General features: G+C 74.8%; 9 protein-coding genes. 7 read left to right on the forward strand and 2 right to left on the reverse strand.

Going from position 1 to position 20,506, the window contains the following annotated elements; genetic code table 11:
- Positions 1-57 precede the first annotated feature (57 nt).
- From MQV74_RS37865 to MQV74_RS37895, 7 genes are all read left to right on the forward strand, one after another.
- Positions 58-1,053, forward strand: coding sequence for an ABC transporter substrate-binding protein (locus MQV74_RS37865; RefSeq protein WP_242728010.1), 996 nt, complete (start codon positions 58-60; stop codon positions 1,051-1,053).
- Positions 1,050-2,093 (forward strand): FecCD family ABC transporter permease, encoded by a 1,044-nt coding sequence (locus MQV74_RS37870; RefSeq protein WP_242728011.1) that lies wholly within the window; start codon positions 1,050-1,052, stop codon positions 2,091-2,093. Before MQV74_RS37865 ends, MQV74_RS37870 begins: the two co-directional genes overlap by 4 nt.
- Before the next feature lie 98 nt (positions 2,094-2,191).
- Positions 2,192-3,133 (forward strand): FecCD family ABC transporter permease, encoded by a 942-nt coding sequence (locus MQV74_RS37875; RefSeq protein ID WP_242729364.1) that lies wholly within the window; start codon positions 2,192-2,194, stop codon positions 3,131-3,133.
- Positions 3,130-3,915: an ABC transporter ATP-binding protein gene (locus tag MQV74_RS37880; RefSeq protein WP_242728012.1), complete on the forward strand. Its 786-nt coding sequence runs from the start codon at positions 3,130-3,132 to the stop codon at positions 3,913-3,915. The genes MQV74_RS37875 and MQV74_RS37880 overlap by 4 nt, the downstream gene beginning before the upstream one ends.
- A 1-nt stretch (position 3,916) precedes the next feature.
- Entirely contained in the window at positions 3,917-13,882 is a 9,966-nt protein-coding gene (locus tag MQV74_RS37885; protein WP_242728013.1) for a non-ribosomal peptide synthetase, read from the forward strand.
- Entirely contained in the window at positions 13,879-15,279 is a 1,401-nt protein-coding gene (locus MQV74_RS37890) for an MDR family MFS transporter (RefSeq protein WP_242728014.1), read from the forward strand. Before MQV74_RS37885 ends, MQV74_RS37890 begins: the two co-directional genes overlap by 4 nt.
- A 467-nt stretch (positions 15,280-15,746) precedes the next feature.
- Positions 15,747-17,297, forward strand: coding sequence for an alpha/beta fold hydrolase (locus tag MQV74_RS37895; protein ID WP_242728015.1), 1,551 nt, complete (start codon positions 15,747-15,749; stop codon positions 17,295-17,297).
- On the opposite strand, the gene MQV74_RS37900 is transcribed toward MQV74_RS37895, so the two are convergent.
- Positions 17,278-17,793, reverse strand: a complete 516-nt coding sequence (locus tag MQV74_RS37900) for a hypothetical protein (RefSeq protein WP_242728016.1) — start codon at positions 17,791-17,793, stop codon at positions 17,278-17,280. The two genes, MQV74_RS37895 and MQV74_RS37900, sit on opposite strands and share 20 nt — an antisense overlap.
- Positions 17,794-18,067: 274 nt before the next feature.
- Positions 18,068-20,497, reverse strand: a complete 2,430-nt coding sequence (locus MQV74_RS37905; RefSeq protein WP_242728017.1) for a CHAT domain-containing protein — start codon at positions 20,495-20,497, stop codon at positions 18,068-18,070.
- Positions 20,498-20,506: the final 9 nt, after the last annotated feature.

The raw sequence follows: 20,506 nt of genomic DNA on the forward strand, positions 1-20,506 counted from the left end.
CCTCCCCCCCATCGCCGCCTCACGAGGCGGCCTCCCCGAAAGAGCAAGGAGCTCCACATGTCGATACGCAGATCGTCGGGCCTGGTCGGCGCCGTCGCGCTGGGCCTGGTCCTGACCGGATGCGGGTCGTCCAAGGACGGGTCGGACGCGTCGGACAAGGGCAAGACCCGGGTGTTCGCCGCGGACAACGGCAAGATCAAGATCCCGGTCGAGCCGAAGCGCGTGGTCGCCACCGGCTACGCCGTGCCCGTCATGATCGAGGCCCAGGCGCCGCTGGTCGGCATCTCGTCGTGGAAGCGCGGCGAGCCCATGATGAGCAAGAAGGACCTGGCCACCTACAAGAAGGTGCCCAAGGTCGCGGGCGAGCAGGCGACCGAGACCAACTACGAGGCCATCGCCGAGGCCGAGCCCGACCTGATCGTCATCGGCGTCCCCGCCCCGGTCCTCGGCGACATCGACGTCAAGCGCCTGGAGTCCATCGCCCCGGTCGTGGCGATCGGCCCGACCGTGCCGTCCGCGTGGCGCGAGCTGTCCCGCAAGCAGGCCGACGCCGCGGGCTCCCTCAAGCAGTTCGACTCCCTCCAGTCCAAGTACGAGGCCAAGGCCGCCGAGCTGAAGAAGAAGTACAAGAACGTGCTGCCCCAGCTCAAGCTGGGCCACGTCGGCGCCTACGGCGAGTCCGCCAAGGGCACCTTCCAGCGCGAGTTCGGCCGCTCCTGGGGCACCAACATCGCCGAGGACATCGGCGCCACGTACTACGGCAAGGTCAAGAAGGCCGGGCCCGGCTCCCGCGCGGTCAGCGAGTACCCCTCCATCGAGGAGCTCCCGGCCTCGCTGCGCGACGCCGACGCCATCACGTACTCGGTGATGGCCGACGGCAGCGTCCCGAAGTCGGTCCAGTACGTCATGGACTCGAAGCTGTGGAAGAACCTCCCCGCCGTCAAGGCGAAGAAGACCTTCCCGATCCGCTACACCGAGGCCGCGACCTACGGACAGGCCATGCAGACCCTGGACGCGATCGACGAGTCGTTCGCTCCGCTCCTGAAGCGGTGACCGTCGCGGGCCGCGCGTCCGGAGCGGCATCCACCGGCCGGAAGACGGCACCCGCCGAGCGGGGCGCGCAGCGGATCGGGCTGCTCGTCGGCGGCCTGGTGCTGCTCGCGGCCGTCGCCGTGCTGAGCATCGGCGTCGGCGCCCGCTCGGTGCCGCCCACGGAGGTCGTACGGGCGCTGTTCGACTTCCAGGGCACCGACGACCACCTGGTCGTGCGGGACGTCCGGGCGCCCCGCGCGCTGCTCGCCGTCGCGGTGGGCGCCGCCCTCGCGGTGGCGGGCGCGCTGATCCAGACGCTGGCCCGCAACCCCCTGGCCGAGCCCGGCATCCTCGGTGTCACCGCGGGCGCCGGGTTCGCCATCACCATCGGCTCCGCGCTCGGTCTGGCCGGCGGACAGGCGGGCGAACTGGGCTTCGCCGTCACGGGGTCCGTGCTCGCGGCCCTGCTCGTCGCCGCCGTCGGACGGCACTCACCGCTGCGCCTGGTGCTCGCGGGCGTCGCCCTGACCGCGGTCCTCAACGGCGTCGCCCTCGGCCTGCGCCTGATCCTCCCGGACGCCTTCGACACCTACCGCTTCTGGTCGGTCGGCTCGCTCGCGGGCCGTGAACAGGCGCCGCTGGCATGGCCGTTGACCGCGATCGCGGTGTGTCTGATCGGCGCGCTGCTGCTGAGCCGGGCGCTGAACGTCCTGAGCCTCGGCGAGAGCGTGGCGCACACCCTGGGCGCGAGCGTGGTCCGCGTGCGGGCCGCCGCCCTCGTGCTGATCACCGTGCTCAGCGGGGCGGCCACGGCGGTGGCCGGGCCGATCCTGTTCGTCGGCCTGATCGTGCCGCAACTGGTCCGCAAGCCCGCCGGGGGCTCCGTGCCGTGGCTGATCCTCTACACGATGGTCCTCGGCCCGATCCTGCTCCTCGTCGCCGACATGGGCTCGCGCGTCCTGCTGCCCACCGGCGAGGTGCCGGTGGCCATCGTGACCGCGTTCCTCGGCGGACCCATGCTGATCTGGGCGGTCCGCCGCCACGGGGCGGGGGCACTGTGAACACGTCGGACACGACCGCCGAACGCACCCGGCGGACCAGCGCCGTGAGCGCGCTCGGACTGCGGGTCGAACGCCGCACGGTGGTGCTCGTCGCGGTCATGACCACCCTGATCCTGGCCCTCGGCCTGTTGGGCCTGTGCTACGGCGCGTCCTGGAAGACCCCCAGGGAGGTGTTCGCCGCGCTCAGCGGGGCCGAGCCCTCCGTGGTGATCCAGGACTGGCGGCTGCCGCGGGTGCTTGCCGCCCTCGTCTTCGGCGCCGCGCTCGGCGTGGCCGGGGCCCTCTTCCAGAACCTCACCCGCAACCCCATGGGCAGCCCGGACGTGATCGGCCTCGACGCGGGTGCCTACACCGGCGCCCTGGTCGCCCTCACCGTCCTCTCGGGCACCTCCGCGCAACTGGCCGTCGGCTCGGTGCTCGGCGGTCTCGTCGTCGCCGCCGTGATCTACCTCCTCGCGTACGACCGGGGCTTCTCCGGGCTGCGCCTCGTGGTGATCGGCGTCGCCGTCAACGCCATGGTGACCGCGCTCAACTCGTGGATCGTGCTGCGCGCCGAGCTGGAGGTCGCCATCGCCGCCGTCGGCTGGAGCGCGGGCTCCCTCAACGACGTGGGCTGGGAGGACGTGGGCATCCCCTTCGCGGTCATCGGCGTCCTGCTGGCCCTGATCGTCACGCGGGCGCACGCCATGCACCAGGCGTCGCTCGGTGACGCCGTCGCCGTGACCACGGGGGTCGGACTCGACCGGCTGCGGCTCCTCATGGTCGTCGTGGGCGTCGGCTGCACGGCCACGGTGACCGCGGTCGCCGGTCCGATCGCGTTCATCGCCCTGGCCGCCCCGCAGATCGGCCGCAGGCTCGCGGGCGCGCCCGGTGTCCCGCTGCTGCCCGCCGCGCTGACCGGCGCGGTCCTGCTGCAGGGCGCGGACCTGATCGCCCAGATGCTCCTCGCACCCGTCTCCCTGCCGGTCGGAGTGGTGAGCACCGCGATCGGCGGCTGCTATCTGATCTGGCTGCTTACCAAGGAGGTGAGGCGCGCGTGACCGCACGCCTGACCGCGCGGGACATCACCCTGCGCTACGGAGACCGCGTGGTCTCCACCCGGCTGAGCCTCGACGTCCCCGACGGCGCGTTCACCGCCATCGTCGGCCCCAACGCCTGCGGGAAGTCCACCCTGCTCCGGGCCCTCGTACGTCTCCTGCGCCCCGACTCCGGGCACGTCGAGCTCGACGGCCGCGAGGTCGGCGGCTACGCCCCGAAGACCCTGGCCAAGCAGCTCGGCTTCCTGCCGCAGGACCCGCTGGCCCCCGAGGACATCAAGGCCCGCCAGCTGGTGGCCCGGGGACGCTTCCCGCACCAGTCGCTCCTGGCCCTGTGGTCGCCCCGGGACGAGGAGGCCGTCACCGCGGCCATGGCCGCCGCGGGCGTCGCCGACCTGGCCGACCGGCCGGTGCAGGAGCTGTCCGGCGGCCAGCGCCAACGGGTCTGGATGGCCATGGTGCTCGCCCAGGAGACCCCGTACCTGCTGCTCGACGAACCGACGTCCTTCCTGGACATCACCCACCAGTACCAACTGCTCGGCCTGCTGGCCCGGTTGCGCGACGAGGGCCGCACGGTCATCGCCGTCCTGCACGACATCAACCAGGCGTGCCGCTTCGCCGACCACCTGGTCGCCATGAAGGACGGCCGGGTGGTCGCCGAGGGCGAGCCCGGCGCCGTCGTGGACGCCGCGCTGATCAAGGACGTGTTCGACCTGCCGAGCATCATCGTCCCCGACCCCGTGACGGACACGCCGATGGTCGTCCCCACACTGCAAGGAGAGTGAATTGAGCACCGCACGCGTGTCCTCGGACGGGCTGCTCGACCTGACGAGGGCCCAGCTGGGCATCTGGAACGCCCAGCGCCTCGAACCGGACTCGCCGTACTACGTGGTCGGCGACGTCGTGGAGATATCCGGCGACGCACCGGTCGACGTGGACGCCGTGGTCGAGGCGGTCCGCGCCACCACCGAGGAGGCCGAGACGCTGCGGCTGCGGGTGCGCGAGACGCCGGACGGGCCGCGGCAGTCGATCAGCGACGAGCCGGTCCCGGCGCCCGAGGTGGTCGACGTCAGCGGCGCGGCCGACCCCGCGGCCGCGGCGGCCGCGCTCGTCGACGCCGAGCGCGCGCGGGCGGGCGAGACGTGTCGGGGCATGGTGGAACGCACGCTCTGTTCACGCGTCGTCATCAAGCTCTCCGACCGCGAGGTCTGGTTCACCCAGCTCGGCCACCACCTGGTCTTCGACGGCTACACCGCCGCGATGCTCGCCCGGCGCACCGCCGCCCGCTACACCGCCCTGGTGCGCGGCACCGAGCCGCCCGGGGCGACCTTCGGTTCCTTCGCCGACCTCGTCGCCGCCGACCGGGCCTACCGGGACGGCGACCGGGCCGCCGAGGACCGCGCGTACTGGGTCGAGCGGTTCACCCCGCTGCCCGACCTCGGCGACGCCGACACCGCCGCGGGCCCGCCCGAGCGCACCCTGACCGCCCGCGCCGTCGTCCCGGCCGACCAGGTCGCCCGGCTGCGCGCCTTCGCCGACGAGGCGGGCGTCACCTGGGGCGAGGCGCTGATCGCCGGATACGCGGCGTTCCTGCACCGCATGCTGGGCCGCACCGACGTGGTGTTCGCGCTGCCCCTGATGTGCCGCACCGGCTCGACCGAACTGCGCACCCCCGCCATGGCGGTGAACGTCCTGCCGCTGCGGGTGACCGTGCGCCCCGGCGACGGCCTCGGCGAGCTGAGCCGCGCGGTCGCCGCCGCGATGAAGGAGATGCGCGACCACCAGCGCTACCGCGGCGAGGACCTGCCCCGCGACCTCGGCGTGCCCGGCGCGGGCGCGCTCCTGCACGGACGCGGCATCAACCTCAAGGCGTTCGACCTCACCCTCGACTTCGCCGGGTCCACCGGAGTGATGCGCAACGTCGCGGGCGGCCCGCCGGAGGACATGGGCCTGAGCGTCCTGCCCACCCGCGACGGCGGCCTCCTGCTCGGCTTCGAGGTCGACGCCCGCACCAACGACCAGGCCACGGTCGACGGCAAGCTGACCGGCCTGCGGACCCTGCTCGCCGGGCTCACCGACGGCCTGCCCGTCGGGCGGATCGCCCTGACCGACGACGTGGACCGCCTCCTCGCCGACTGGGCGCCGCCCGCCCTGCCCGGCACGCCGGTGGACGTGCCCACCGCCTTCGCCGCCATGGCCGCGGCCGACCCCGCGCACACCGCCCTGGTGTGCGGCGCCGAGCACCTCACCGCCGGGGACCTGGCGGGCCGGGTGCACCGCGTCGCCCGCGCGCTGCGGGCCCGCGGGATCGGGCCCGACGACCTCGTGGCCCTGGCCCTGCCGCGCTCCGCGGACCTGGTGGTCGCGCTGCTCGCGGTCCTCGACGCGGGCGCCGCCTTCCAGCCCCTGGACGCCGCGCACCCCGTCGAGCGGCTGCGCGAACTGATCGACGACACCCGCCCCGCCCTCGTCCTCACCGACGGCACGCTCGACGGACTGCCCTGGACCACCCTGCTCCAGGAGGCCGTCGGCCTGTCCGACGCGCCGCTGCGGGACGACGAGTTGGCGGCGCCCCGCCACCCCGAGCACCTCGCCTACGTCATCCACACCTCCGGGTCGACCGGCCGCCCCAAGGGCGTCCTCGGCCGGGCCGGCGGCCTCGCCGCGCTCCTGCACCACCAGCGGACGACGGTCGTCGCCGAGGCCGAAGGGGCCACGGGCAGACGGCTGCGCGTCGCCCACACCTACTCCTTCGCCTTCGACTCCGCCTTCGACCACCTGGTGTGGCTGCTGTGCGGGCACGCCCTGCACGTCTACGACGCCGAGACCGCGCGCGACGCCGACGCCCTGCTCGCCGCGTACGCCCGCGACGGCATCGACGTCGTGGACACCACGCCGTCGATGGCCGCGCCGCTGGTCGACAGCGGCCTGCTCGACCTGCGCCCGACGCTCCTCGTCCTCGGCGGCGAGGCCACCCCGCCCGCCCTGTGGCAGCGGGTCGCCGCCTCGGGGATCACCGCGCGCAACATGTACGGTCCCACCGAGGCGACCGTGGACGCCACCACCGCCCGGATCTCGGGCGAGGAGCCCACGATCGGCCACCCGCTCGCCGGCACCCGGATCCTGCTGCTCGACCACGCGCTGCAGCCGGTGCCGCACGGTACCGTGGGCGAGCTGTACCTGGCGGGACCGCACCTGGCCCGCGGCTACCTCAGCAGGCCCGGGGCGAGCGCCGAGCGTTTCGTCGCCGACCCGTTCGGCGCGCCGGGGCAGCGGATGTACCGCACCGGCGACCAGGGCCGCTGGGTGCCCGGGCGCGGCCTGGAGTACCTGGGCCGCGGCGACGGACAGCTCAAGATCCGTGGCCACCGGGTGGAGACCGGCGAGGTCGAGGCGGCGCTCGGCGCGGTGCCCGGCGTCACCGCGGCGGCCGCCGCGGTGCGCTCGTCCCGCCTGGTCGGCTACGTCGTGTCCGCCACGGCCACCGGCGACGCCGTGCGCGCCCACCTGGCCGAGCGGCTGCCCGAGCACATGGTGCCCGCGGCCGTGGTGGTCCTCGACGCCCTGCCCGTCACGCCCAACGGCAAGCTCGACCGCGCCGCCCTGCCCGCACCCGCAGCCACCGGCGGCGGCCGGGAGCCGCGCACCGAGCGGGAGCGGCTGCTGTGCGCCGTCCTCGCCGAGGTGTTCGACGTCGAACGCGTCGGCGTGGACGACGACTTCTTCGCCCTCGGCGGTGACAGCATCACCGCCATCACCGTCAGCAGCCGACTGCGGGCCAAGGGCTTCGAGCTGCGACCCCGCGATCTGCTGGCGCGGCGCAGCTTCGCCGCCCTGGCCGCCTCGGCCGCCGCGGTCGACGACGGCGCCCGGATCCCGGACGACCCGACCGGGCCCGTGCCCGCGCCGCCGATCGTGCGCGGCCTGCTCGACCCGCACCCGGACGTCGACACCGTCGCCGGATACGCCCAGTGGACCGCCCTGCGCGTCGGCGACCTCGCCCACAAGGACCTGGCCCGAGGCGTCCAGACCGTACTCGACCACCACGACGCGCTGCGGCTGCGCGCGGACGACGTCCTGGAGGTGCTGCCCCGCGGTGCGGTGCGTGCCGTCGTCAACGAGGTGCACGGCGAGGACGTGACCGCCCTTGCCGAGCGCCTCGCCGGCGAACTCGACCCGCGCTCCGGCGACTTGCTGCGCGCCACCCTGGTACGGACCGGCGACGGCACCCCGGACCGGCTGGTCCTCGTCGTCCACCACCTCGCCATGGACGGCGTGTCCTGGCGCGTCCTGCTGCCCGACCTGCACACGGCCTGCACCGGCGGCGCCCTCGCCCCGGCCGGCGCGTCCTGGCGGCGCCACGCCACGCTCCTCGCCGAGCAGGGCGCCTCCGGCGCGCGCCGCGGCGAACTCGACCACTGGCGCACCGCCCTCGACGCCGCGCCCCGCCTCGGGGCCCGGCCCCTGGACCAGCGGCGGGACACGGTCGCCACCGCCCACCGCTCGGTCACCGTGGCCTCGCCCGAGACCACCGACGCGCTCCTGACCACGCTGCCCGCGGCCTACCGCGCCGGTGTCGACGAGGTCCTCCTCGCCGCGCTCGTGCTGACCCTGCGCACCTGGGGCGTCAGCGGCGACGCGGTGACCGTGACGATGGAGGGCCACGGCCGCGAACACCTCGACCTGGCCCGCACGGTCGGCTGGTTCACCAGCGAGTACCCGGTGCGCGTGCCCGCGTCCGACGACGTGGGGCGGCTGCTGCGCGCCGCCAAGGAGGCCCGCCGCTCCGTCCCCGACGGCGGCGTCGGCTACGGCGTCCTGCGCCACCTCGACCCGCAGACGGGCCCCGAACTCGCGGCGACCCCGCCGCCGGACGTGCTCCTGAACTACCTGGGCCGCTTCGCCCAGCTGACCGGAACCGGCTGGCGTCTGCCGGAGCGGGACGCCTTCGCCGTCACCGAACCCGACGGCAAGGCCCTGGAGCAGGTCCTCGCCCTCAACTGCTTCGTCCACGAGGAGGGCGCACCGCGCCTGGCCGTCGAGTGGACCGCCGCGACCGAGGTGCTCCCCGCCGACGCCGTGACCGCCCTGCAGACGGCCTGGGCCGCCGCGCTCGACGCCCTCGCCGCGCACGCGCGCCACACCTCCGGCGGGCTCACCCCGTCCGACCTGCCGTTCGTCGACCTCGACCAGGACGCCATCGACGCCCTCGAACGCACCGGCCGCGTCGCCGATGTCCTGCCCGCGACACCGCTGCAACTCGGCCTGTCCTTCCACACGTTGGTCCGCGAGGAGCAGGACACCGACGTCTACGTCGTCCAGGCCGTGACGACCCTGGTCGGGGACCTCGACCCGGACCGGATGGCCGAGGCGGCGCGGGAGCTGCTGCGCCGCCACCCCGCGCTGCGGGCGTACCTCGGCACGGCCGGGGACGACGTGGTGCAGGTGATCCCCGCCGACGTCGCCCTGGACTGGCGGCAGGACGACCGGTTCGAGGACGCCGCCCGCGCCGAGCTCCAGCGGCCCTTCGACCCGGCGCGCCCGCCGCTGATCCGCTTCCTGCTGTCCCGCGTCGGCCCGCACGAGCACAAGCTGGTGATCACCAATCACCACGCCCTGCTCGACGGCTGGTCCATGCCGCTGGTCGGCCGCACCCTGCTCGCGATCTACGCCGAGCTGGGCGGCGGCCCGGCCGCGCAGGACGCCCCGCCGCTCTCGGAGTACTTCCGCTGGCTGGCCGGGCGGGACCACGAGGCGTCCCTGGCCGCGTGGCGCACCGCCCTCGAAGGCGTCGACGACGCGACGCGCCTCGCCCCGGCGAGCACCGTCACCGGCGTCGAGCGGCCCGGGCGCGTCAGCGTCGACCTCGGCCGGGAGTTCAGCGACCGCCTGCGCGCCTTCGCCCGCGCCCAGGGCGTCACCCTGACCACCGTGCTCCAGACGGCCTGGGGCCTGCTGCTCGGCAGGCTCACCGGGCGCCGCGACGTCGTGTTCGGCTGCCCGGTGTCCGGGCGGCCCGCCGAGGTCGACGGCGTCGAGTCGATGATCGGCCAGCTCGGCACCACCGTCCCGGTGCGCGTGGCCCACCCCCAGGACCGCACCGCGCGGGACCTCATGGCGGACGTGCACGCCCAGAGCGTGGCCCTCGCCGACCACCACCACGTCGGCCTGCCCGCGATCCAGCGCGCAGTGGGCGTCGGCGAACTGTTCGACACGATGCTGGTCATGGAGAACTTCCCGCTCTCCAGCCGCAAGCGCACCCCGCTCGCCCCCGGCCTCGACCTGGCCGGTGTGGACATCACCGACGCCACGCACTACGCGCTGACCGTCATCGTGATCCCCGACGACGCCCTCACCATCGGCCTGGGCTACCAGCCGAGCGCCTTCGCCGAGTCGACCGTGCGCGACTACGGCCGCTGGCTGCTCAACCTCCTGCGGGAGATCGTCGCCGACCCGGCGCGCCCCGCCGTCCGGCTGCCCGCCCTCGAGCCCGAGGAGCGGCAGCGGATGCTGCGCACCGGCACCGAGGTCGTCCCCGCCAAGGCCCGCGGCCACTGGCTGGAGGAGTTCGCCGCCTGGGTGCGCCACAAGCCCGACGCGGAGGCCCTGGTCTGCCGCGACCGCAGCCTCAGCTACGCCGAGCTCGACCGCGCGGCCAACCGCCTCGCCCACGCCCTGATCACCCGCGGCGTACGGCCCCAGGACCCGGTCGCCGTGCTGCTCGGACGTGACGTCGAGATGACCGTGGCCCTGTTCGGCGTGGCCAAGGCGGGCGCCGTGTACATACCCCTCGACCCGAGCTATCCGCGCGAGCGCCTGGCGTACATGCTCGACGACATCGCCCCGGCCGCCGCCGTGACGACCGGGGCCGAACTGCCCGCCGCACGCGACGTCCCGGTCCTGCGGCTCGACGACCCGGCCACGCTCGCAGCCGCCCCCGACACCGACCCGGCCGAGGCGCGCGCGAGGCTCACCGACGACGCGCTCGCCTACGTCATCTACACCTCCGGCACCACAGGCCGCCCCAAGGGCGTCGGCGTCACCCACCGCGGCGTGCCCGATCTGATCGCCCTCCAGGAGGAGGTCGTCGGCGTCACCGAGCACGACCGGTATCTGCACTTCGCGTCGACGAGCTTCGACGTGGCGTTCTGGCAGACGATGGTGCCGCTGCTGTCCGGCGGCACCTCGGTGATCGCCCCCGAGGAGGTCCGCGTCCCCGGCGACGAACTGCTCGACTACATCGTCGAGCACCGGGTGACCGGAGTGAACCTGCTGCCGTCGTTCCTGGCCGCGATGCCGGACGACCGCACCGTCGACCCCGACGTGTTCTTCGTCGTCGGCGCCGAGCGCCTCGACCCGGAACTGGCCCGGCGCTGGGGCACCGGCCGCAAGGCGCTGTTCAACGCCTACGGCCCCACCGAAGTCACCATCAACTCCGTCACCTGGCACTACGAGGCGGATGACCCCGGCCCGCTGCCGATCGGCCGCCCCGACCCCAACGTCCGCGCCTACGTCCTGGACGGCGGGCTCCAGCCCGTCGGCGTCGGCGTCACGGGTGAGCTGTACCTCGGCGGGCCCAGCGTGGCCCGCGGCTACCTCGGCCGCCCCGGCCTGACGTCCGAGCGGTTCGTCGCCGACCCGTTCGGCGCGCCGGGGGAGCGCATGTACCGCACCGGAGACCTCGTACGGTGGCGGCCGGACGGGCAGCTGGTGTTCCTCGGCCGCGTCGACCACCAGGTCAAGGTCCGCGGCTTCCGCGTCGAGCTGGGCGAGATCGAGTCCACGCTGACCCGCCACCCCGACGTGCGCGCCAGCGCGGTGATCGTGCGCGAGGACCGGCTCGTCGGCTACGTCATCCCCACCGACGGCGCGGACCTGGACACCGAGGAGGTGCGCGCGTACCTGGCGGGCGAACTGCCCGACCACATGGTGCCCACCGCGTTCGTGGAGCTCGACCGGCTGCCGCTGAGCCCCAGCGGCAAGCTCGACGCCGCCGCGCTGCCCGCCCCCGAGACCGCGGCCGCCGCGCGCCGCGCACCGGCCACGGAGGCCGAAGCGGTCCTGCTCGGCGTGTTCCAGGACGTCCTCGGCACCGAGGACATCGGCCCCGACGACGCCTTCTTCGCCATCGGCGGCGACAGCATCGTGTCCCTGCAAGTGGTCTCGCGCGCCCGCCGCAAGGGCCTCGGCCTGACCGCCCGGGACGTGTTCGAGGGCGAGACGGTCGCCGGGATCGCGGCGCGCGCCCGCGCTCTGGACGACGCCGCCGGTCCCGTGAGCGGGGACGCGCCGCTGACCCCGATCATGCGGGACCTGCTGCGCCGCGCGGGCACCGCCGCCGACGGCTTCTGCCAGTGGGTGGAGATCTGCGTACCGCCGGGCGGCGACGGGGCGACCTGGCGCGGCGCGCTCGACGCGCTCCTGGCCCGGCACGACGTGCTGCGGGCCCGCCTGGTGACCGACGCCCTGCGCATCCCCCAGGTCGGCGCGGTGACCGCCACCGACGTCCTGACGTGCGTGACGACGGACGACGAGCCGCGGGACCTGGTCGACGCCCACATCGCCGAGGTCTGCGAGGCCATGGACCCGCGCACCGGGCCGCTCCTGCGCGCCCTGTGGGTCGACGCCGGAGCCGAACGGCCGGGCAGGCTCGTCCTCGTCGCCCACCACCTGGTGGTCGACGGCGTGTCCTGGCGCGTCCTCCTCGACGACGTGCGCCACGCCTACTCCGGTGGCGCCCTGGCCCGGCACGGCCAGTCGTTCCTCGCCTGGGCGCGCTCCCTGCGCGACGCCGACCGGGGGGCCGAACTGCCGCACTGGCAGGGCATGACCGCCACCCCGGCGCTCACCGGGCCGCTCGATCCCGCCCGGGACACCGTGGCCACCGCGGCGCACCACGAGATCCGGCTCCCCGCCGACACGACCCGCGCCCTGATCACGACCCTGCCCGCCGCCTACCGCAGCACCCCCGACGCCGTACTCCTGACGGCCCTCGCCCAGGCGGTCCACGCCTGGCGCGGCATCCCGGAGGTTCTCGTCGCCCTGGAGAGCCACGGCCGTCCGACCCGGGTCGACCTGTCGGGGACCGTCGGCTGGTTCACCGCCGTGCACCCCGTACGGCTCGACGCGCGCGACGACGTACGGGCCGTCAGGGAACGCCTGCGCGCCCAGGGCGACGGCCTCGGCCACGGCATCCTCACCGCCGCGGGCCTCCTTGACCCGGCGGCGCCGGAGGTCGCCTGGAACTACCTCGGCCAGTTCCCCGGCGCCCCGACCGGGGAGACGCCCTGGCAGCCGGCCCCGGACGCCGACCCGCTCGGCTCCGGCGGCACCGGCGAACTGCCCCTGCCGCACGCCCTGATGGTCAACGCCCTGGTGCGCGACGACGCGCTGGGGGTCCGGATCACCTGGCCGTCCGCGCTGTTCACCGCCGCCGAGATCGAGGAGCTCGCCGAGCACCTGCGGGCCGCGCTCCTTCGCACCGCCGCGGCGCCGGAGATCAGCGCGCTCACCGGGGACCGGCCGATCGCTGAGGTGCAGCCGCTCACGCCGTTGCAGGAGGTGATGTTGCGGCACGCGCGCACCGAGCGCCCCGACCCGTACACCGTGCAGTCGACGTTCACGCTCGCCGGGCCGCTCGACGTCGACGCCCTGCGTGCCGCGGCCACCGGCCTGCTGGCCCGGCATCCGAACCTGGGCGCCGTGTTCCCCGCGGACCTCGCGGTGATCCCTCAGTCACCCCGGCCGGACTTCCGGGTGTCCGACGGGCCCGCCGACGAGGCCCTGGCGGCCGATCTGGCCGAGCCGTTCGACCTGGCCGAAGGGCCGCTCGTCCGGCTGACCGTGATCCGCCGCGGCCCCGACCTCGCGGACCTGGTCCTGACCACCCATCACGTCCTGTCCGACGGCTGGTCGGCCCCGCGCATCCTGACCGAGCTGTTCAGCCTGTACGCCGCCCGCGTCCGGGGTGAGGAACCGGACCTGCCCGCTCCCGTGCCGTTCGGCGCCTATCTGCGCTGGCGCGCGGAGCACGAACCCGACCTCGCCGTCTGGGCCGCGGAGCTGGACGGCCTGCCCGAGGGCGACCACCTGGGCGGCGGCGAGCCGGGCCCGGCCTGGCAGGAGCCCACGCTCATCGCGTTCGACGCGCCTCTGGTGGCCGGCCTCGCCCGGCTGGCCGCGCACCGGGGCCTGACCCAGAACACGCTGGTGCAGGGCGCGTGGGCGGTGCTTCTCGCCCGGCGCTCCGGGCGTGCGGACGTCTGCTTCGGCGCCATGGTCGCCTGCCGTCCCCCGGAGCTCGAAGGGGTCGAGGAGATCATCGGTCTGCTCGCCAACACCGTGCCCGTCCGTGCCCGGCTCGACGGCACGCTCGCCGACACGCTCACCGACCTCCAGGCCCGGCAGCGGGCCCTGGTCGAGCACCAGCACGTCGCCCTGACCGACCTGGAGCGGCTGACCGGGCGCCACCGCCTCTTCGACAGCCTCGTGGTGTTCGAGAACTATCCGGTCGACCCCGACCGGCTGCGCGCACCCGCCCCCGGGCTCACGGTCGTCGGCACCCGCTTCCGCGAGGCCACCCACCACCCGGTGACCCTGACGGTCATGCCGGACGGCGACGGCTGGACGGGCGTGCTCGCCCCCCGCGCCGGGGTGGACGTCGACGGCCTCGCCGACGAACTCCTCGCCCTGCTGGGCACCTTGGGCGACCACCTCGACACCGACGTACGCGACCTCCTGGAGCACCGATGAGCGAGAAGGTCGCACCGCCGCCCGCGCGGGTCGACGCCGACCTGCTGCGCATCGCGTTCATCCTGGTGCTCGGCACCTTCATGGCCACGGTGGACGCCACGATCGTCAGCGTCGGCATCGACACCCTGTCCGCGGAGTTCGGCGCGTCGGTCACCGAGATCCAGTGGGTCTCCACCGCCTATCTCCTTGCGGTGGTGGCCGCCGTGCCCGCGTCCGGCTGGCTGGCCGGGCGGTTCGGCGGCCGCCGGACGTGGCTCGCCGCCGTCGGCGTGTTCCTGCTCGGCTCGGCGCTCTGCGCGCTCGCCTGGTCGGCGACCAGCCTCATCGTGTTCCGGGTGGTCCAGGGCCTCGGCGGCGGGATGCTGCCCGCCACCGGGCAGGCGCTGCTCGCCCGGATCGCGGGACGGGAGCGCACCGGCCGGGTGATCAGCGTCGTTTCGGTCGTGCCGCTCCTGTCCCCGGTCCTCGGCCCGCTGGTCGGCGGCTCCCTCCTCGGCGTGGCGTCCTGGCCGTGGCTGTTCCTGGTGAACCTGCCGATCGGCGCCGCGGCGGTGCTCCTCGCCCGCCGTTACGTGCCCGAGGTGCCGCCTTCGCCTCGGCGGACGGCGTTCGACCTGCGCGGCGCGGCCCTGCTCTCGCCCGGCCTCGCCGTGCTGGTCTTCGGCCTCACCGAGGTCGCCCACGGCCGCACCCTGCCCGCCGCGCTCGGCGTCTCGGTGGGCCTGGCCGTGCTCGTCGCCTTCACGGTGCACGGGCTGCGCACGAGCCGCACCCCGCTGGTCGACCCGCGCCTTTTCACCCGGCCGCCGTTCGGCGCCGCCGCCCTCGCGCTGCTCGTCCTGGGCGCGTCGGTGTTCGGCACGATGTTCCTGCTGCCGCTGTACTTCCAGACGGGCCGTGGCCTCTCGCCGTGGGAGGCCGGGCTGCTGCTCGCCCCCCAGGGCCTGGGCGCGGCGGCCGGCTCGGTCCTCGTCAACCGCACCATCGACAAGGTCGCGCCCCGGACCCTGGTGCTCACGGGCATCGCGCTGATCCTCGCGGGCACGGTCCCGTTCACCCAACTCGGCCACGAGCCACCGGACCTCGTGATCGCCGCCGCCCTCACCGTGCGCGGCGTGGGGATGGCCATGATCGGCGCGCCGGTGATGAACATCGTCTACAGCCGCATCGAGCCCGAGCACCTCCCGCGCGCCTCCGGAGCGCTCAACCTGCTCAACACCGTGGGCGGTTCGCTCGGCACCGCCGTCCTCGCGGTGGTCCTGCAGAACCGGCTCTCCGCCCGCGACGGCGACATCTCCTGGGCGTTCGGCGACACCTTCTGGTGGGTGCTCGGCTTCTGCCTGTTCGCCGCCGTGGGGGCGACGCGCCTGCCCCGCACCCACGCCCGGAAGCCCTGACGAGCTCCCGGATCCCCGGCTGGGCCGCCCGTGCGGGGGCGGCTCAGCCCGCGGCCTTCCGCAGCCGCCGGACCAGCGCGGAGACCTCCGCCACCCCGCCCCGCGTCGACGCGGCTCGGCGCCACCGGCCTCCCGCAGCGCTCGCGCGGCCCGCGCGCACCAGTGCCCGACGCGCTGGGACTCCGCGTCGGTGAGGTCGGCCAACCCGGGGGCGTGGCGGCGCGGTTCGACGAGCAGATGGCCCAAATACACCTCGCCGGACCGGCCGGGGGGGGTGGGGCGACAGGTGGGAGACCACGACGAGGTCGTCCTCCCCCGCGAGAAGCATGCCCGTGCGCGGCCGTTTCTTACGCGCTTTTGCCGTTGCTCTGCCGTTGCTGTGCGGCACGCCCTGCATCGTGGTGCTCGCACCCGGGGAACACCGGGGATCCCGGGAGCCCGAGGGGCTTGAGGCGGAGGAGAGGGCGATGACGTACAAGAGCACGGCGCGGCGCGCGGGTCTGGCGGTGGGCCTGATGGCGGTGGTGGCCTCGGTGCTGCCCACCGCGACGGCGACGGCCACCGGCGCCGCGCCGACGAGCGGCCCCACGGCCGCGGCGGCCCCCGGCTGGTGTCCGACCGCGCCCGGCCACAAGGTCGACTGCGGCCAGGAGAAGCGCCTCCTCGTGACGGGCAAGCCCCAGCTCGGCACGGTCAAGGTGAGCTACGCGGTGGTGCGCCACCGCGGCTCCGGCCCCGCCAAGGGCACCGTCGCCATGAACCCGGGCGGCCCGGGCGAGACCCTGATCGACAAGACCGGGGAGATCACCTGGGCCCTGGGCGACCTCCTGAAGGACCACGACGTGCTGCTCGTCGACCCGCGCGGCACCGGCATGTCGCAGCGCGTCCCCTGCGGAGTCACCGACGCCGAGTACCGGTTCGGCACGCGGGCCCAGCAGCGGGCCGCCGTCGAGCGGTGCGGCAAGAACCTCGGGCCCAAGGCCGCGGGCTTCACCTCGGCGGCCACCGCCGACGACATCGACGCCGTCCGGGCCCGCCTCAAGGTGCGCAAGCTCAGCCTGTACGGCCTGTCGTACGGCACCTACCTGATGCCGGTCTACGCCTCCCGCCACCCCGAGCACGTACGCAACATCGTGCTGTCGGGGGCCTACCCCCTCGCGCTCGACACGATGGCGCGGCCCAGCGCCCAGGCGGTCTCGACGACTCTGCGCCGGGTGTGTCAGCGCAGCGTTCCCGCGGCGTGCGACGGCGAGCGGGCGGTGCGGGACCTGGCCACCACCGCGGCCCGGCTGCGCACCGCGCCGCTGACGATCCCGATCACCACCGACCACGGCGTCTACAAGAAGAAGTTCACCGAGGACAAGCTGGCCAACCTGCTGTTCGAGGCGGCCAGCAGCCAGGTCGGCTTCGAACCGCAGAAGCCCTCGCTGCTCGGCAGGCTGCCGCACGCCCTCAACCGCTTCGTCAAGGGTGACGCCGCGCCGCTGCGCAAGCTGGTGCGCGAGGAGGGCAGGACGGGCAGCGAACTTGACCAGGCGCCGTACATCGCGGTCGTCTGCAACGACTACCGCAGGGACTGGTCGAAGGACGCGTCGAAGTCCGCGCGGTGGCGCCAGTACCGCGCCGCCCTCGCGGCCGTGCGCCCCGGTGAGCACGGGGCGTTCAGCGCCAAGGGCTTCACCGAGGGGACCACGGACGCGGGCGACGTGTGCATCGGCTGGCCGGGCAAGGACACCCCCGACCCGCAGCCGACGAAGCCCGCGCTGCCGAACGTGCCGGTCCTCGTCCTGTCCGGCGACCTCGACTCCAACACGCCCGACGCGAGCGGGAAGAAGGCCGCGAAGCAGTTCCGCGACAGCCGCTTCCACTCGGCCCGCAACATGGGCCACGTGCCCGAGCTTGAGCTGAGCGGCTGCGTGGTGGGCGTCTCCTCGAAGTTCATCCGCTCCAACACCCCCGGGGACACCTCCTGCCTGCGGTCGCTGCCGCCGATCGCGGTCACTCCGGTACGCGGCTGACGCCGTCGGCCGAACCCCCGGCCGCGGTCGGCCAGAAGGTGTGGAAGGCGAAGCGGAGATGCCCCTCGGGGGTGCGGTGCAGCGCGAGGTCGTGTGCGACGGCCTCGCGCCGCACCTGTGGGTGCGGGGACACCGGCAGGGGCTGCTCCTGGTCGGCGGGGGTCGCGGGCAGCCAGGCCGGCTGGCCGCTGGGGCTGGTGCCCGCATAGTCGGTGATGGTCAGGGTGACGCCGTCCGGATCGGTGCGCACCCACAGGCGACAGCGCGGCCGTTCGCTGTGGCCCGTCACGTAGTCGGCGCCGAGCCGGGCCACCTCGGCCGCGCGCCGGGCGAGCACCGGCGGGGCGCCGATCGCGGTGAGCAGACACTGGGCGGCCTCGCCCAGGAGCATCCGGGTGCGGGGCGCGCGACTGACCTCGACGGCGAGGCACAGCCTCGGAAGTCGAGCGTCCGGGGCACGGCGCGGGTCCACGGGACGGTGGACGGCGCTCGGCATACCAGCCCTCCAGCTACGGTGCCGCGAGAGCGGCCGTGAGGGGCTCGCCTGCCCGCACGCGGCCTGACCTCTCCAACGATGGCCGGGGTCCGGGACCACGAGGAACCTACGGCGTGCTGGGCACGGATCCTAGGCCGACCTCGGCCAACCTGTGCCGAGCAGGGACAACGCCGTACGAGATACGCGCGCTGGACGATCCGGCCCGCCGTGAATCGAATGAACTTTCGTCATGAGGGGGCGGTCCCGCCCGCAGACGTCGGTACCGGCCCCGGCGTCACCCCTCGTCCCGCCGCGGCCCCGGCGAGCCGATCAGCGTGAACGCGGCCCAGATCTCCGGGGCCCGCCACGTGCGCCGCGTCATGAGGACCGCGCGGCGCAGCGCCTCGGCGGGGTCGTCGGTCCGCGCCAGCTCCTGGTGGAAGCAGACCAGCGCGTCGTGGGTCGGCTCCTCGGGGACCTCCCAGAGCGTGGCGACGACCGTGGAGACGCCCGCGATGAGGAAGGTGCGGGCCAGGCCCAGCACGCCGTCGGCGGTGACCAGGCCCTGACCGGTCGCACAGCACCCCAGGACGGCGATCCTGGCCCGGGTCGGGGTGCTGGCCAGCAGGGTGCTGGTGAGCTGGCCGTGCTCGGCACCCGCGGGCGTCAGGGCGATGCAGCCGGGGAGCTGGTCGAGCCGCAGCCGCGCGTCGAGCACGGCGTGGCAGGAGAAGTGCAGCAGGTCCGCGGAGCCCATCCGGTCGAGCACGGCCGGTACGGTCGCCGCCGGTCCCGCCAGGGCGGAACCCCTGTGCACACGGGCGACGGCGCGCGCGGTCTCCAGCGTCAGCGGCAGATCGGTCAGCGGCAGCAGGCGCCCGTCCGGCGTCGGCACCACCGCGTCCCGGACGCCGCCCACCACGAGCGCCCCGGAACCTCCGGGCGCGGCCTCGCCGCGCCACACGTCCTCGTGGGCGATCAGCTCCAGGGCGTGCAGGGACGGCACCATGGTGAGGGAGCACCGGCTGACCAGCGGTTCCCCGGCGACGGGCAACGCGGCGAAGGGAACCGACCACAGCCCCCGCTGCGGCACGATGACCAGGCGCGCGTCCGGCCCCGAGGGCAACAGGTGCGCGACCTTCCCGAGGAGCGCGTCGGACCACCCCGCCATGAGCGCGTCGTCACCGACCTGGCGCTCCAACTGCCGTACGGCCTCCAGCAGATCCACCGGCCGTGCCTCGTCCAGGCGGTCGTCGTCGGTCACCTCGCGCTGCACCTCGTGATGGATGCCCCCGTCGGGAGTCACCACCCACATGTGGATCTCCCGAAGGAGCGGGGCCTGCCCGCTGACGGCCTCGATCTCGAAGTGCGGGGCGTACACGAGCAGCGTGGCGCCCATGCGGCGGGCCAGGCGCCGCATCCGCTCGCTGCCGGGCGGCTCCGCGGGCACCTGGGACCTGGCGGGCCGGGCCGCGCGGATGCGCTCGCTCAAGGGCCCTGAGCGTCCCCGCTCGGCCGCCTCCAGCGCCCCGGTCACGTCGTCGACGCCGAGCCGCAGCTCCTGGGCGACCTGGGTGAGGGCCGTGGCGTGCGTGTCGAAGAGGCCGACCGAACCGGCCTCGTCACTGGCCGCCCGCAGCAGGGGCTCCCACAACTCCTGGGCCCGCCGCGCGTGGTGACGGGCCGCGGGCAGGTCTTTGATGCCCAGGAAGGCATGCGCCAGGTTGAGGTGGCCGGTCGCCATCCCCCGGTGGTCGTCGACGCTCTGCTTCAGTTCGAGGGCGCTCAACAGGTCCGCGACGGCCTCCGCCGGGCGGCCCGCCTGGAGGCGGATCCCGGCCCGGAGGTTGAGGGCGACGGCGCGCTGCCGCGCCTGCCCCGGGGGGAGCGCGGCAAGCAGCGCGTCGGCCATGGCCACGGCCTCGTCGTGCCGTCCCGCCCGGCTGAGCACTTCCAGCTTCGTCACGCGCGCCTGCTGGGCGATCAGCGGGATGCTCCGGGCGGCGGCCCACGCCCGCTCCATGGCCTCCTCGGCCTCGGCGGTGTGCCCCGCCCTGCTGAGGGCCAGCGCGCGGTTGCCCTCGACCTCGGCCACCACGAGGTCGTCATCGTCGGGCCGCACGCAGCGGTGGGCGACCTCGGCCCACTCCAGTGCCCGCTCGCGGTGCCCCACCCCGTTCACGGCCAGGCTCAACTGGCTCGCGGCGAGCGCCGCCCGGGCGGCGCTGTCCAGCTCCCGCGCGACCTCGAAGGCCCGGTGCTGCACCTGCTCGGCCTCGCCGAAGCGCCCGGCGTGGGCGAGGGCGCTGCCCAGGTTGCTCAGCAGGGACCAGCGCAGTTCCCCGCCGGTCTCGTCGGCCGGTTCACCGAGCGCCACCAGGGCCTCGCGGAACGCCTCGGCCGCCTCCACGAGCCGTCCGATCTGCGCGACCACCTCGCCGTACTTCCCGATGGCGGTGGCCCGGTCCTCGGGGTCGCCGTGGTCGGCGGCCCACGCGCGGAAGTCCACGGCACGCCGCTCCGCCTCCTCCAGGAGGCCCGCCATCATGCAGGCGGTGACCAGGGGTTCGAGCACCTTGGGCACCTCGGCGCTCAGCCCCTCGGCGGTGAGTGACTCAAGAGCCAGGGTGAGGTCGTCCCGGGCGGCCTGCCAGCGCCCCTCGCGCGCCGCCTGCAACCCGTCGATGCGCTTGACCTCGGCCCGCAGCCGTCGTCTGATCCCCATGCCATGCTC

Source organism: Streptomyces sp. AN091965, assembly GCF_022698285.1.
In the GTDB taxonomy this organism is placed as follows: domain Bacteria; phylum Actinomycetota; class Actinomycetes; order Streptomycetales; family Streptomycetaceae; genus Streptomyces.

Bases quoted from the DNA above. Each gene is read 5' to 3' on its own strand.
- MQV74_RS37875 (WP_242729364.1), top strand. From the start codon at position 2,192: ATGACCACCCTGATCCTGGCCCTCGGCCTGTTGGGCCTGTGCTACGGC.
- MQV74_RS37900 (WP_242728016.1), bottom strand. From the start codon at position 17,793: ATGCCGAGCGCCGTCCACCGTCCCGTGGACCCGCGCCGTGCCCCGGAC.
- MQV74_RS37865 (WP_242728010.1), top strand. From the start codon at position 58: ATGTCGATACGCAGATCGTCGGGCCTGGTCGGCGCCGTCGCGCTGGGC.
- MQV74_RS37895 (WP_242728015.1), top strand. From the start codon at position 15,747: ATGACGTACAAGAGCACGGCGCGGCGCGCGGGTCTGGCGGTGGGCCTG.
- MQV74_RS37890 (WP_242728014.1), top strand. From the start codon at position 13,879: ATGAGCGAGAAGGTCGCACCGCCGCCCGCGCGGGTCGACGCCGACCTG.
- MQV74_RS37905 (WP_242728017.1), bottom strand. From the start codon at position 20,497: ATGGGGATCAGACGACGGCTGCGGGCCGAGGTCAAGCGCATCGACGGG.